This window comes from Reyranella sp., from assembly GCF_004297265.1.
Taxonomy (GTDB): domain Bacteria; phylum Pseudomonadota; class Alphaproteobacteria; order Reyranellales; family Reyranellaceae; genus Reyranella.
In genome coordinates this window covers 1-14,999 of the sequence record NZ_SCUT01000061.1, presented here as the reverse complement: position 1 = coordinate 14,999, position 14,999 = coordinate 1, and the positions used below count along the sequence as shown (strand labels likewise).

At 65.3% G+C, this 14,999-nt stretch carries 6 protein-coding genes; 4 read left to right on the top strand and 2 right to left on the bottom strand.

The window, feature by feature from the left end; translation table 11 throughout:
• Window positions 1–4 precede the first annotated feature (4 nt).
• Both EPO41_RS27560 and EPO41_RS27555 read right to left on the bottom strand, forming a co-directional pair.
• Entirely contained in the window at window positions 5–1,363 is a 1,359-nt protein-coding gene (locus tag EPO41_RS27560) for an aminotransferase class I/II-fold pyridoxal phosphate-dependent enzyme (protein WP_296332341.1), read from the bottom strand.
• On the bottom strand, window positions 1,360–8,796 hold the full coding sequence (locus EPO41_RS27555) for a type I polyketide synthase (RefSeq protein WP_296332340.1): 7,437 nt from the start codon (window positions 8,794–8,796) through the stop codon (window positions 1,360–1,362). Before EPO41_RS27555 ends, EPO41_RS27560 begins: the two co-directional genes overlap by 4 nt.
• Before the next feature lie 307 nt (window positions 8,797–9,103).
• Between EPO41_RS27555 and EPO41_RS27550 the strand changes: the two genes are divergently transcribed.
• From EPO41_RS27550 to EPO41_RS27535, 4 genes are all read left to right on the top strand, one after another.
• Window positions 9,104–11,077: a glycosyltransferase family 2 protein gene (locus EPO41_RS27550; RefSeq protein WP_296332338.1), complete on the top strand. Its 1,974-nt coding sequence runs from the start codon at window positions 9,104–9,106 to the stop codon at window positions 11,075–11,077.
• A 4-nt stretch (window positions 11,078–11,081) separates the two neighbouring features.
• Entirely contained in the window at window positions 11,082–12,614 is a 1,533-nt protein-coding gene (locus tag EPO41_RS27545) for a hypothetical protein (RefSeq protein ID WP_296332336.1), read from the top strand.
• A gap of 71 nt (window positions 12,615–12,685) precedes the next feature.
• Entirely contained in the window at window positions 12,686–14,179 is a 1,494-nt protein-coding gene (locus EPO41_RS27540; RefSeq protein WP_296332334.1) for a glycosyltransferase, read from the top strand.
• Between the two features lie 149 nt (window positions 14,180–14,328).
• Window positions 14,329–14,999 (top strand): porin family protein (locus EPO41_RS27535; RefSeq protein WP_296332332.1); only part of this gene is annotated, 671 nt, incomplete at its 3' end.

Below are 14,999 nucleotides of genomic sequence, written 5' to 3'. Positions count from 1 at the left end.
CGGATCAGCGACCGGCGATGGTGCTGACGAATGAAGAGCCGCTGCGAATCTTCGGTAGCTCCTCTGCCACGGCGTCGATCACCGTGTCGATCTGCTCGGGCGTATGCTCCGACGTGACGAAGAACCGGAGCCGCGCCTGGTTCTCGGCAACACCAGGGAAAACCGCCGGCACGACGTTGAAGCCACGTTCCAGCAGGCGTTCGGACAGCATCACCGTTTGCGGTGAGTTGCCCACGATGACCGGAACGACCGACGCGCCGATGCTCAGTCCAGTGTCGAGGCCGCGCGACCTCGCCTTCGCGAGCAAGGCCAGCCCATTGCGGCGGAGCGCGGCGGCACGCCAGGGTTCGCGCATCATCACGTCGACTGCGGCCGTGGCCGCCGCCGCCACCGGCGGCGAAAGGCCGACGCTGAAGACGAAACCGGGCGACGTGTACTTGATCAGTTCGATGAGGGCGCGGCTTCCCGCGATATAGCCGCCGGCAGCCGCCAGCGTCTTGCTGAGCGTGCCCATCCAGATCTCTACTTCCGCCGGGTCGATGTCCTGTTCCTCGGCGATACCACGACCGGTGTGGCCGAGCGCGCCGGTCGCGTGCGCCTCGTCGACCATGAGCCAGGCGTTGTACCGGCGCTTGAGCTTGATCAGGCCGGCAAGGTCCGGGACGTCGCCGTCCATGCCGTAGAGCCCTTCGACCACGATCAGGGCCCGTCGATAGCGTGCCCGGTTGAGTCGCAACGCGCGTTCGAAGGCGTCGAGGTCGTTGTGCGGACAGAGGATGCGCTTCGCGCCCGACAGCTTGGCGCCCTCGACGATGCTGTTGTGGATGACGGCGTCCGCCACGATGAGGTCTTCCGGTCCCAGCAACTCGCCGATCACCGACACATTCGTGCCATGGCCGCTGACGAAGGCGATGGCGTCCTCGGTACCGCTCAGGCGCGCCAGCGCCGTCTCAAGATCGCGATGGACCTGCCTTTCGCCGGCCGAGAGCCGGCTGGCCGACACCGATGTACCGAACCGGTCGATCGCGGCCTTGGCCGCCGCTGCGATCTCGGGATGTCCGTTCAGGCCGAGATAGTCATAGGAGGAGAAATTCGCGACCGTTCGCCCGTCGATCGACGTCGTGTTGCCGGCGCGTCCGTCGTGCAGGCGATAGAAGGGGTTGCCGATACTGGTGATATCGCCTACCGCCTTCCAGATCTTCAGGATCTCGTACTCGGGGAGCGTCGTGAAATCGAAATCCCGTCGTCCGCCCCCCGGAGCCGGACCGGGGCCCGGCCTGGCCTGGGGAGCGGCGGATTGACCGAGTGCCTGCCGTACCCGATCGACCGTCTCCTGAGCGGCGTTCGATCGCGGCTGGTTCATAACGGACCATCGATCTGTTTGACGCGATGCATCACGGCGCTGATGGCCGCGCGCTGCTCCGAGGCATCCGCTTTGGCCGCCTGCTCCGCGAAGTGACTGGAAGATAGGGTCGCCAGCGTGCTCGGCACCGCCTCGCGCGTCGTCTCACCCGTCACGAGCGGTGTGACGCGGCGTGCCACATCGGCCGGCGTGATGCCGCTCGCCAGCGACATCATCGGCAACTCGATCTGGAGCGATGCCTCCACCGTCGTTCGCAACTCGAGCATCATCAGAGAATCCATGCCGATTTCGGCCAGCGGTCGATGCCGATCCACCTCCTTGGGAGGCAGGCGGAGAACGCGTGCGATTTCCTCCACGACGATGTCGAGCAGGGCCTCCGTCGCTTCTTCCGGTGGCATGGCGCGCAACCGCTCGAGAGTGATGGCCGCCTGGCCGGCCTGCCGCGACACGGCGCCGGTATCGACGGCGTTGAAAGTCGGGGCCCGTACCGCCGCGAGCTCCCGCTTGGCCATGGCCCAGTCGATCCTGGCGATCGCACAGACGTCGGCAAGCTGGTTTCCTTCGCGGTCGAAGGCCCAGTCCAGCCCGTTCAGCGCCATGCGGGAGGGCATCAACGTGGAGCCAAAACGCCGCTTAAGGCCCGCGTTGGCCTCGATATGCCGAGCGAGATAGCCGGCATCCTCGATCGCCCCCCAGGCAACGGCGAGCGCGGGAAGCCCCTTTGCGCGCAGGCGACGGGCGATGCCTTCGATATAGGCGTTTCCCGCGACATAGTTGAACTGTCCCGGATTGCCGAACAGCGTCGTGGCCGACGAGAAGAGCAGGAGGTAGTCGAGCGCCAACCTTCCGGCGAGTTTCTCGAGGTGCAAGGCGCCTGTGGCCTTGGGTTGCAGGACCGTTTCGATCGACTCGCGGTCGATGCCCTGGATCAATCTGTCGTCGAGGACCATGGCCGCATGCACGATGCCCTTGATCGGGCGGTCGCTGCCGAGTTGATCGATGAAGCGGTCGAGGGCGCCGGCGTCCGTTACGTCTACGGCCGCTACCTCTACGGCCACGCCCTTTTCGCGCAACACATCGACCTGGGTAGCGACGGAGTCGGACAGAAGACCCGAGCGGCTGATCAGCGCGATGTAGCGGGCATTCCGATCGGCCAGCCATTCCGCAGCCGCGAAGCCGAACCCGCTGGTGCCGCCAATCACGACGTGCCAACCCTCGGCGTCGACCGGGAAGGTGTTGACGGACGCCTCCGAGACGCTGGCCTGCCGGGCCGGCGTCACGACGATCTTCCCGATATGGCCGGCGCGCTGCATCAGCCGGAACGCTTCGGGGATATGCGCTCCGTCGAAGACACGATGCGGAAGCGGCGAGAATTCACCCTCGGCGAAGAAGCCGATCACGTCCCTGAACAGCTGCTGGGACAATGCCTTGTGGGCGCCGATGAGCTGGTCGATGTCGACGCCGAAGTAGCTCAGATTGCGGCGCAATGGCCGCAATCCGAGATGGGTATTGGCGTAGAAGTCGCGCTTGCCCAGCTCGATGAAGCGACCGAACGGCTTGAGGCAATCCATCGAACGGATCATCGCCTCGCCGGCCAGCGAGTTGAGGACAACGTCGACGCCCTTGCCATTCGTGAAACTCATCACGTCTTCGGCGAAGGCGAGGGTGCGGGAGTTGCAGACGAAGTCGGCGCCGAGGCTACGCAGGAGGGCGCGCTTCTCACCGCTGCCGGCCGTCGCGATGACGGTCGCGCCGCGATGCTTGGCGATCTGCATGGCGGCCAGCCCCACGGCGCCGGCGCCGCCATGGATCAGGACGATTTCGCCGGCTTCAAGGCGGGCAAGATGCACAAGGGAGTAATAGGCGGTGAGGAATGCGACCGGCAGCGTCGTGGCGTCCTCGAACGACAGCTGGCTCGGCAACTTGCTCACCGCGAAAGTCTTCACAACGAGGTGGCTGGCGAAGGCGCCAGGCGCAAAGGCGAGGACACGATCGCCGACCACCAGACCTTCGACGTCAGGCCCCGTGCGGACCACCGTGCCGGCGCACTCCATTCCGAGACCGGGACCGGCGTAACCGTCTTCCAGGGCCTCTTCCGGCAGAAGGCGCAGGTTCCACATCACGTCGCGGAAGTTGAGGCCGGTGGTCGCGACCTCGATTTCGACCTCGCCAGCCTCCGGTGCCCGGCGCGGTTCCGGAATCCAGCCGAGCGCGCCCCGGCCCGAGCCCTGACGCGTCACGAGGCGCAATGCCATGTCGCTCGCCGGAGGCTGTGGCGGGCGCGGAGCGGCGGTTCCCCGCTCGAGGCGAAAGACCGTGCGGTTGTCGCCCTGGATGAACACTTCGCGTTCCTCGCCCGGGATCAGCATCTCGTCGGCAGCCCGCTTGATCACATGGAGGCGCGGTTGGCCTGCCAGGCCGACGCAGCGAATGTGGAGGCCCGGATACTCGTTGCGCGCTACCCGCGTCGCGGCCATCAGCGCACACCAGAGCGGCTGCTCGAGGGGGCCGAGTTCATCCACCTGGCCGAAATCGACGACGATCCAGAGGCGGGCCGACGCGTCCGCCAGCCGCCGGCACCGGTCGGCGATCGCGTCGAGATGACCGGCGAGGGCCCCCACCGGGTCGGCCGAGCCGTCGTCCGACGAGATCGACAGTACGTGATCGGTCGTCGCGGCCTGGTCCAGTCGCGTCGCCTCGGAGCCGCGATGGCCGACGAGGGCCTGGAGATCGGCCGCCGCAGTGCCCTGCCAGGAGAAGACGGCTGGTTCGACCGCGGCCGTCGTGCTGCGATCGATACTGCTGCCGGCCAGGCCATGAACGACCACGCCGACGCGTGCCTCGCCGAAGGCGGGAGATACCGAAATGGCGCTGAAGCCCGCCGTTTCGAGTTCGTCGATCCATTCCTGGTCGGTCAACAGTGCACCGACCGGGAACTCGGCATTCGCCGAGCGCGCCCACCAGCGCCGCCGGCTGCCGCGAACGATGTCCCAGAAGGCGCTGGGCGCCAGCTCGCCCGCGATGAGCGGCGCGTCTGGGCGCAGCAGCCTCGTAATGATCGTGATCCCGTCGTCGCTGCCGGCGGCGGCCTCGCTCAGAGCATCGACAGCGAAGGCGAGGTCCAGCGAAGCAGGACGCAGAGTCTCCAGCTGCGACCAGGCCAGGCAGCGCACGAGCGGGGCGCCGTCGCCGATGGCGGCCCGTGCCTGTTCGAGGCGATCGTCGTCCAAGTCGGTCAGGGTGATCTCGACGTTGGCGAAGCGCAGGCTGAGATCGACGGCCGTGGCAAAATGATCGGCGCCGATCATCAACAGGCGCAACAGGCACTTACTGTCGTGACGCGACAGAGAAGCCGCGACGTCGCGAATGACGGCATCGCGCAGCCAGCCAATCTGATTGGAGGCCACACCCAGATTGCGCCAGTGCGGCGAGCCGAGTTCGCTCACGGCCGTCGGGTCCCCGTCGCTCAGGCGACGGATGATGTTCTCGAGACGCGAGACGCTGGCGGCTTCCGCACCCATTGTCGGGTGACGAAGCAGCAGCGTGCTGACAATGGAGTCGATCTCGGGAAGATCACATGAGGGAACCAGTATACGGGCTCCGTCGAGATCCACGGCGAGGTTCTTCGCTTCGAGATGCCAGAGCAGCGCAGTTCGGAGGAACGAAGCCCACGATGCGCCATCACCACCATCGGCCGGCTCTTGATGCTCCTGCGAACCGCAAGGCGGGCGACTCTGGAGTGCCGACCATGTTGCACGTAGCGTTCCAGCCTCCAGCAGAAGCAAAGCTTCGGAGAGGGCGGCTGCGCTCCCCGCGGGTCGTTCCACGGATACATGCCCGGAGGCGAGCGTCGAAGGCTTGCCGGCGCGCTCAAGATGCCAAGCGGCGGTGCGATAGCTGAGCGACTTGGGGTCCGCGGCCAGCTCGGCGGGAGCCTCGACGAGACGGACATTCTGGGCTGTTGCGACGATTGTTCCGCTCTCGTCCCACAGGTCGATATCGACGACAATCGAACTCGGCGACTGCCTGAGGGTGCGTGCGGTGATGCGCGTGGCGATCGTGCCGGACTGGAACACGCGAATGCAGCCGAAGCGGACAGGCAGCATGCGCTTCATCGGCATGTCTGCCACGCCCGCTTCTTCCGTGGCGAACAGGGCGTGGAACGCGGCATCCAGTGCCGTGAGATCGATGATACGCGCCCCGTTCACCAGTGCTTCCGGCCGATGGAGACTGGCGACCGCGAACTTCGGCGCGGGAAAGACGACCTGCCGGACGCGCTGGAACGTCGGTCCATAGTCGAAGCCGAGATCGCGGGCCCAGGCATAAACGCTGCTCTGCGGGACGACGATGGCATGTGCCGGCGTCGCCGGCGGGAGGGTCGCCTTGCCGGCAATCGGCGAGCGGCCGATGATGCCGCGAGCGTTGAGAGTCCAGTCGGCGCCGGCGCCTCCGCCGCGCTGTCGCGACAGCAATTCGACCACTCCCGTCTCGTGCGCCAACCGCACCGAGATCTCGAAAGTGATTTTGCCCTCGAAGACGAGCGGCCGAAGGATATCCAGGTCGCGAAGTTCCAGAGCTCCTTCCGGATGAGTTTCACGTGCCGCGGCCAGCATGATCTCCACATAGGCCGTCGCCGGAAGCACCGGGACATCGCCGACCTTGTGGTCGGCAATCCAGGGGTAGAGAGCCGGATCGACCGTGGAAAACCATTCGGCGCTGTCCTTGCGGAGACCCGCGCCGAGAAGAGGATGGGCATGAGGCAGCAGCGTGGTGCTGGCTTCGCCGGTCGTCGGCACCTTGAATTGGGCATGCTGCCAGGGGTAGTGCGGCAGGACGATGGCGGAAGCCGGAGCTGGGCCGAAGAACCGCTGCATCTCGATCTTGCCACCGGCCAGCGCAACCTTTGACGCTGCCCGCTCGATCGGATCGAGGGCGGACTGCCCATCGCTCTCGCTCAGCGTCTCGATGACGACGCCTCGCGCTCCGGCTTCGCGAAGCACGTCGCGCACGTAGCTGGCCAGAATGGGTCTCGGCCCAACTTCGAGAAAGACGCGAATGCCGTCGTTCAACAGGCCGTTCAACGCCGGCTCGAACTGGACGGGCTCACGGACGTTGCGCCACCAGTGGTCTGCGCCGAGCGTCTCCGGAGCAACCGCGCCGCCGGTGACCGACGACACGAACTTCTTGTGGGGAGGCAGAGGGCGCAGTCCCTGCAATTCGTGCAACAGCGGACTGCGCACGGGATCGATCAACGCGCAGTGGAATGGATAATCCAGGTCGAGCCGCCGTGCACTGATCCGCATGTCGGCCGCGGCCTGAAGCACGCGGTCGATATCCGCAAAGGTTCCCGAGACCGTAACGCTGCGCCAGCTGTTGATGGCCGCAATCTCGACGCTGTGCGCGCCGGCGGTCTTGAGAAAGCGTCGAGCCTCGCGATCGCTCAGCATCAGCGCCGCCATGCCCCCGCTGCCCCGCACGCTTTCCTGGTTGCGGCTGCGGGCGACCACGACTTCGATGGCCTGGTCGAGGCTGAGCGCGCCGGCACACCAGGCCGCGGCGATCTCGCCGACGCTGTGGCCCAGGGTGGCGCTCGCCACGATGCCTCGCTCTTCGAGCGCACGGACAGTGGCGACTTGCAGCGCAAGAAGCAGGGGCTGCGAATAGGTTGCCCGCCGCAGGCGTGGCGCCAGGTCATCGGCGAACAAAGTATCGACGATCGACCATTTCTGAGCCTTGGCGAAATGATCGTCGATGTCCCTGAGCGCATCGCGGAAGACCGGATTGCTCTCCCACGCGTCGCGGCCCATGCCGGCCCATTGGGAGCCGTTGCCGGAGAAGAGAAAGGTGAGCGGCTGATCGATGCCCAGCGCCTGGCCGGTGAGGACCGCGGCGGCCTCCTCGCCCTTTGCGAAGGAGGCGAGATGATGCCGAATCTCGTCCGTCGTCTTGCCCCTTACGACGAGGCGGTGCGGTAGCGCATCGCGCAGATAGGCGGCGGCCGAGATGAAGGCCGTGGCTTCGCGTGTCGTGGCGGGCCACGCGTCGACATAGCGGCTTGCCAGGGCCGTCAAGGCCTCGCCATTGTGGGCCGTCAACAGCAGTGGCGGTGGCGCGGCGGCATTGCCGACCTGAACGAGATGCGCGACGGACTTCTCGCTGCGCAAGATGATGTGCGCGTTGGTGCCTCCGAATCCGAAGGAATTGACACCGACCAGTTCCGGGCCCCGCCGGTCGGGCAAGCGGCGATTCTGAGCGATCACCTCCAGATTGAGATCGTCGAACGGAATGTCGGGGTTCGGCGCGCGCTGATGCAGGGTCGCGGGAACGAGACCCCGGTCGAGGGCCATGACCGATTTCAGCAGGCCCGCCAGCCCGGACACCGGCTCGAGGTGGCCCACATTCGATTTTACCGAGCCAATGGGCAGGGGCTGCGTACGCTTCTGCGCAAGGCCCTTGCCAAGCGCGTCAGCCTCGATGGGATCGCCGACCCGCGTGCCGGTGCCGTGCGCCTCGACGAAGCCCAGGTCGGCGGGGTCGACCCGGAAGTCTCCGTAGACCTGTTCCAGGAGCAGCCTCTGTGATTCGGCGGAGGGCAGTGACATGCCGGTCGTGCGGCCGTCCTGGTTGACGCCGGAGCCGACGATCACCGCATGGATGCGGCTGCGGGATTTCAGTGCCGAGGACATGGAACGCAGCACCACTACGATCGCGCCTTCGGAGCGGACATAGCCGTCCGCCGATGCATCGAACGGACGGCAGAGCCCGGTCGGCGACAACATGGAAGCGCGGGAGAAACCGATATAGGAGAACGGCGACAGGAGCAGATTGACGCCGCCAACGATTGCCGTCTCGATAGCGCCGCTGCGGATTGCTTCCGCCGCGAGATTCAGCGCGACGAACGAGGACGAGCAGGCAGTATCGACTGCCAGGCTCGGACCCTTCAGGTCAAACGTGTAGGAAATGCGATTGGCCATGATGCTGAGCGAGTTGCCCGTCATCATGTGCATTCCGGCAGCGGAGGGATCAGCGAAGAAGCGCGCGGCGTGGTCGACCGAGGATGCGCCCACATAGACGCCAACGGGACTGCCCGCCAGAAGCGACGGCCGGATGCCGGCGTGCGCCAGCGCGTCATGGGTCACTTCGAGGAGATGACGATGCTGTGGGTCGACCTGCTCGGCCTCTCGCGGACTCATGCCGAAGGCGGTGGCGTCGAAGCCCCACACATCTTCGATTACGCCGGCGGCGAAAGAATAGCTGCGGCCGATCTGGTCCGGTGATGGGTGATAGTATGCCTGGGTCGGGAAGCGGTCGGGCGTGATCTGGCTGACACTGCAAAGGTTGTGGCGCAGGAGCCTCCAAAAGCCGCCACTGTCCCGCGCGCCGGGGAGGCGGCAGGCATAACCCACAATCGCTACTTCGTCCCGACGCGTCATTGGAAGGCTCGTTCGCCGACGCAACAAAACGTCGTCTTCGACCCTGCGCACAACATCAAATTCTTCTCCCCGCTCGATGTCGTTACAAAGAACGTAAGTAACATCAAACTACTAACCCAAACAAAACGCGAAATTGTGTTGTTCCTGCGTCGCGACTGTCGACAGGCAGGCCGTCTTCATTTCAGAGAGGACTTCAGGAGCCGTATGATAAGCAAAGCCGTGAAATTGTGCGATGCAATATGTGCACCAAGGAGTGATAAAGTTGTGAAACCGGCATCAATTTCAGGGGCTTGCTCGGTCGTCGATCGTGGTTGAACGCAGCACCTCCCTCAAGACCGTCGATTCCTGCCAAACAGTTGCGAATAATGTGCAACTAGAGATGGTCTTTGCCGGAAACGTGCCCGCCGGCCAATGGATGCGCCTGCGATACCAGACGTCGCTTTATTGCTCGGCCGGCCGCCTCGCAATTCGCTTCGGCGCTGACGGGGGAGAGGTGCAAGCCGCGCTGCCCGCCGCGTTTTTCGGGGCCGGAGAATGGCTGGGATTGGTTCCGCAGGGCACTCGCCGGGTCAATATCATATTGTCGGACGGTTGTGCCGCTACCGACTTCCACCTCGCATCCTGCGAAGTCCTGTCATTCCGGGAGGTCGTTTCTCTCGCGCGGGGGCGGAGCGCAGGCAAGACCCTGCTGGCGGCGGGGTTGGGCGCAGTGGGTCTTCGTGGCGATGCGAGCGGGATCCTGCAAGACGTTCTTGGCGCCACGCCCCTCGAGCGCTATCACGAATGGCGCGCGCTCAACGGCCGGGATCTGGATCTGGCGGGGCTGGAAGCGCAGCGGGACAGCTGGCGTCAGGGCCCTCACATCCGCGTGATCGTCCATACCATTGACGAGAAATCAGCCGAGGCGCTCGATACGACCTTCGCCTCACTCCAACGACAGACCTATCCGAATTGGTCGCTGACCCTCGTCGGTGCGGAGATGACACATCGCGGGGATCGACAGGCCTTCCGTGTCGAAGCCGATGCGAGGGCCGGGCTCCTGTGGGAAGGGCTCGAAGCGTCCGACATCGTTCTTCCGGTCGTGGCCGGCGACGTCGTTGCAGACTACGCGATGGCGGCGCTGGTCGAGTTCGCGGCAGGTCGCCCCGACTGCTCGATGTTCTACGCCGATGAGGACTCGATCGATGCCAGACGACGGCACGTCGCGCCCGAACTCAAGCCCGACTGGAGTCCGATCTTCCACGAGGCACGACCTTATGTAGGGCGCGCTGTCTATTTTCGCCGCCGGGCGCTTGAGGCGCATGCCGATCGGCCTTTGGCGGCGTTGTTGCGGCCCTCCGCGTGGAACGCGCTCTTTGCCGCGGAAGCCGGCCCCGTGGGGCATATACGCCGCCTTCTGCTCACGAAACCGTGGAAGCCGGCGGAGACGGGCACTCCGGTCATCGTGGCCAGGCCGACCATGGAACGGGCCACAGCCACGCTGATCGTTCCAACCCGCGACCGTGCCGACCTGCTGGCGGCGTGCCTGGCGGGCCTCGAGAAGACCGAGCCCCGCAACTTCGATCTGGTGATTGTCGATAACGGCAGCAAGGAGCCGGCCACACACGATCTGTTCGAGCGCGTGCGCATGCACTCATGGGCTCGGGTCGTCGATGTGGCGGGGCCATTCAACTTTTCAGCTCTTTGCAATCGAGCCGCAGAACTTGCCGAAGGACAGGTTCTCGTCTTCCTCAACAACGATACGGCGGCGATGCAGCCGGATTGGCTGGCGACTCTCGTGAGCTGGGCAGTGCGGCCCGATGTCGGTGCGGTGGGGCCCAAGCTCGTTTATCCGTCCGGGCGCCTGCAGCACGCCGGGCTCGTGCTTGGCCTGGGCGGCTATGCAGCTCATATCGACAATGGCGCAGGGCCCGAGCACCGGGGATATCTCGACCGCTTCACCGTCCCGCACGAGGTTTCGGCCGTCACGGGAGCCTGCCTGGCTGTCGAGAAGGGCAAATTCGATGCGATCGGCGGCTTCGACGCGAAGAGATATCCGATCGAACTCGGCGACGTCGATCTTTGTCTGCGATTGAGGCAGCGCGGATGGAAGACGGTCTTCACGCCCTACGCGGTATTGAAGCATCACGAGTCCGCGACACGAGGCAGATCGAATGTAGCGAAGCGCTATGCGAAGGAGAGACGGCACTTCCTGGAGAGCTGGAAGGATGCCGTCCTCGACGATCCTTTCTTCCATCCGGCGCTGTCACTCACGGCGCGGCGCACACGTCTCGATCACTAGCGCGATGCGCCTCCGCACGCCCTCGCGATACAAACCATACCCACGACAGACCGGACGGGTCCGACTCGCGGCCGATGTCGCGATCAAAGCGGTATTCGCAGGGCTTGTCACCCTGTTCGTCGAGGGCATGGTGCTCGGGCGCGTGCTCGGCGGCGTGCTCTGCCCTGCGGTGCTTCATGTCATGGCACCGCGGCTGGCGGTGCTCGAACGCGGTTTCGACCGGGATTTCTACCTCCGTCAGTTCGACGACGAGGCGCAGCGCCGGCGTGTTGCGCGGGCTCCCTTGCTCCACTACGCGCTTCTGGGCTGGCGGACCCGCCGCGCGCCGGCCCCCGGTTTCGATCCCGCGTTCTATCGGCGGCAAAACCTGCAGCGGCCGCCGGGAATGGATCCCCTGTTCCATTATCTCGAGAAGCCGCACGCGCAGAAATCTCCACGCAACGAGGTGGAGGCCCGGGCCGATCGTCCGCCGTGGCGCGAACGCGCCGAGGCCGTGCTTGTGTTCCATCACGGGCGCGGCGGCGGGAGCAGCCATTTCCTCGATCTCTATGAGCGGGATATCGAGGACACGGGTCGTAATGTTCTCCGTGCCAGAACGATCCTGAACGCGCCGACTCTCGTCGTCATCGGCGACCGAACGTTCGATCTCTCATCCGGTCGCGATAAGCTTGTCGATTTTGCCCGCCGGCGTCGCGTGACGAGGCTCGTGGTAAATCACCTCATCGATCGTCCGCTGGATATGATGGCATGGGTGCGTGATCTAGGCGCGCGGCTGGGCGTACCCTATGACGTCGTCCTGCATGACTATTACATGTTGTGTCCGCGAATCGACCTGGTTACCGGCACCGGCGCATTTTGCGACGTGGCGCCGCCCGAAACTTGCGTTCAGTGTGTCGTGGAATACGGTGCCGAGATGCGGGAATTCGATCCGCTCTCCTGGCGACGTGACCATCTGGCGTTCCTTGGCGGCGCAGAGCGCATCGTGGCACCGAGCGACGATGTCGCCGCGCGGATGCGGCGCTACCTGTCCAAGCCGATCGCGGTATGGGAGCCGGAGAGCGACGCGGATGTTCCGCCCGAACATACGCCACGGGTTCTCGCGACCGAGCCCCTGCGCATCGTCACTTTGGGCTCCTTGAATGTCAGCAAGGGCCTCCGCGTCGTGCAGGCCCTTGCTGATGTGGCAGGGCAGGCCGGCGCGCCTCTGCTGCTGTCGGTCGTGGGCCCCGCATCGGAACCGCTGCCCCAAAGTGTCACGGTCGGAGGCCCCTTTCTGTCGGACGATCTGGGACGCCTGCTCGTCGAAGCCGCCCCGCATGCGGTCTTCCTGCCGGCCATTTGGCCGGAAACCTGGTCGTTCGTGCTGACGGCTGCACTGAAGCAGGGGCTGCCCGTCATCGCGTTCGACATCGGTGCGCCGGCTGCACGCCTGCGTCGGCTCGGCCGAGGCCACGTGCTGCCAAGGGAACTGGCGGCGGATACCGACAGGCTTCTGGCGGCGCTCCTGGAATTGCGCGACCGGTGGGTGATCGGGTGAGAGAGCGGCGATCGCCAAGGAGGGCCGGCGATCTGCTGCTTCGTGTACTGCGCCATGGTGGCGGCGCGGCGGTGGCCACGGCGCGAATGCTGCCGGGATGGACGCGCGCCATCTGCCGCCAGCACGGCCTTGCGCCGGGGACCGTCGATGTCGCGCACTATGCGCGTTCGGCGGGCCGTTCGTTCTCGTCGCCGGACGCCGCGGCGTTCCACTACCTGGTGGTCGGATCGGGGCGCGGTTGGTCTCCCGTTCCAGGCTTCTCGCCCCTCGACTATCGCCGGAACAATCCGGATGTCGCCCTGGCCGGCTACGAGCCGTTCGCCCATTGGCTGAGGTTTGGCCGAGAAGAGGGGCGAGGCGCCGCTGCTCCGGCGGATCCTCCGATGCCCGATATCCGGCGCCTGCTGGGCCACCGGCGTCCGGACACCGCGCGCGCCACGGTCGATGTCGTCGTGCCGGTTTATGGCGGCCGGGCGTTGGCGCTTCAGGCGATCGACAGTGTGCTCGGGGCCGTGACGAGGGAGGCCTTCGAACTGGTGGTCGTGGACGACGCCTCGCGAGACCCGCTGTTGCGGAGTGAATTGCAGGCATTGGCCGAAGGCGGCTTGATCACCTTGATGGAAAACGAGCGCAATATCGGCTTCGTCGGGGCCGTGAATCGCGGCATTGCGCTTCATCCCGGTCGCGACGTCGTCCTGTTGAATTCGGATACCCGGGTGTTCGGCGACTGGCTCGATCGGTTATTGGCGGCGCTGCGGACGCCGAGGACGGCGACGGCGACGCCTCTCTCCAATGCCGCGACGATCCTGAGCTATCCGGCCACGCTCTGCGAAAATCGCCTGCCGGCGGATGCCGGCGTCGCGCAATGGGACCGCCTCTGTGCGTCGACGGCCATGCCCATCGTGGAAATTCCAACCGGTGTCGGCTTTTGCATGGCAGTGAGCCGAGCCTGTCTCGATCAGGTCGGCGCCTTCGACCAAGAGCGATTCGGGCGCGGCTACGGCGAGGAGAATGACTTCTGCCTCCGGGCGGCGGCGGCAGGGTGGCGCCACGTGGCGGCGACCGGCCTCTTCGTCTGGCATCGTGGCGGCACTTCATTCGGCAAGGAGCGGGACGCTCTGGTGGAGGCTGCGCAAGCAACCATCGAGACGCTCCACCCCGGCTACGCTGGCACGGTGGGGAACTTCATCCATAGAGATCCACTTCGGCCTGTGAGGAGGGCGCTCGACGTTGCGAGAATTCGCGCCGATCCACGTCGCAAGAGACTGAACTTCGGGAGATTGGGCGTCGCGGGAGCCGCCGCCCCCGATGACCGTGACGTGCTCGATATCCTGCTCATTCCGGATCTTCCACCCTATGCTGGACAGTACCGGCTGGTGGCCAGAGGCCTCGGCGCCGTTCCCAATCTGCCGCGCTGCGGCCCGACGACAACGGACGACAGCCTGGCCGCCTTGTTGAACGATCTTGGCATCCAGGAATGCGCCGCAGGAAGCAGAGGAGAGATCGCGGCCGTACTCGGTGGAAAATTCTACAGCGCCGTGGAGCGAAGTGGCATTCGAAGCTAAGGAGGCAAACTGCCTTTAGGAGTGTTGCCTGGAGGCCACAGTGAGAGACTGGTTGTGCGATAACAAAACTGTTCCATGAGTTGAGCGTGGTACTTGTGGTATGGTTACAACAATAGCCCGCTAAAATTCACTTGAGCGTGGGGAGAATTATGAAGAAAGCTGGTTTGGCTCTGCTGGGTCTGGGACTATTGCTGCCGAACGTTGCTGGTGCCCAGACGATCAACGCCCAAGAGGGTTTCTACATCGGCGCAGGCGGCGGTGCCGCTTGGTTCATCGGGTCCAATTCCAATACCCAGACATGGACCGGTTGGTCGGTTGGCGGCAAGGCCGGTTACGACTTCGTCGGTCCGCGCGTAGAACTCGAGGCCGGCTACGGGCAGATCCCGACTTCGGCCAACATTCCGGGCACGGCGATCAACGGCAAGGTTGGTCAGCTCAGCGTGATGGCGAACCTGCTGTACGACTTCATGCCGACCTCGGTCATCACGCCTTATATCGGCGCCGGCGCGGGTGTCGCGTTCGTCGACAGCAACTCCTCGCTGGGCAGCACGCAGTTCGCCTATCAGGGTATGGTCGGCGTCGCCTACAACGTAAGCGAGCAGCTCCGCTTCCTGATCGAAGGCCGTTACGTCGGCACGACCAATCCGAGCGTGAACACGCCATTCGGCAATGTCAGCTTCCAGAACAACAACATCCTGGCGCTGGCCGGCGTGACCTACAAGTTCAACGCGCCGCCGGCCGCTCCGCCGCCGCCGCCGCCGGTGGTTGCGCCGCCGTCGTTCATGGTGTTCTTCGACTGGGATCGCTCGAACCTGTCGGC

Excerpts from the sequence above, each read along its gene's own strand:
- EPO41_RS27560 (WP_296332341.1), bottom strand. The coding sequence starts at position 1,363 with ATGAACCAGCCGCGATCGAACGCCGCTCAGGAGACGGTCGATCGGGTA.
- EPO41_RS27555 (WP_296332340.1), bottom strand. The coding sequence starts at position 8,796 with ATGACGCGTCGGGACGAAGTAGCGATTGTGGGTTATGCCTGCCGCCTC.
- EPO41_RS27545 (WP_296332336.1), top strand. The coding sequence starts at position 11,082 with ATGCGCCTCCGCACGCCCTCGCGATACAAACCATACCCACGACAGACC.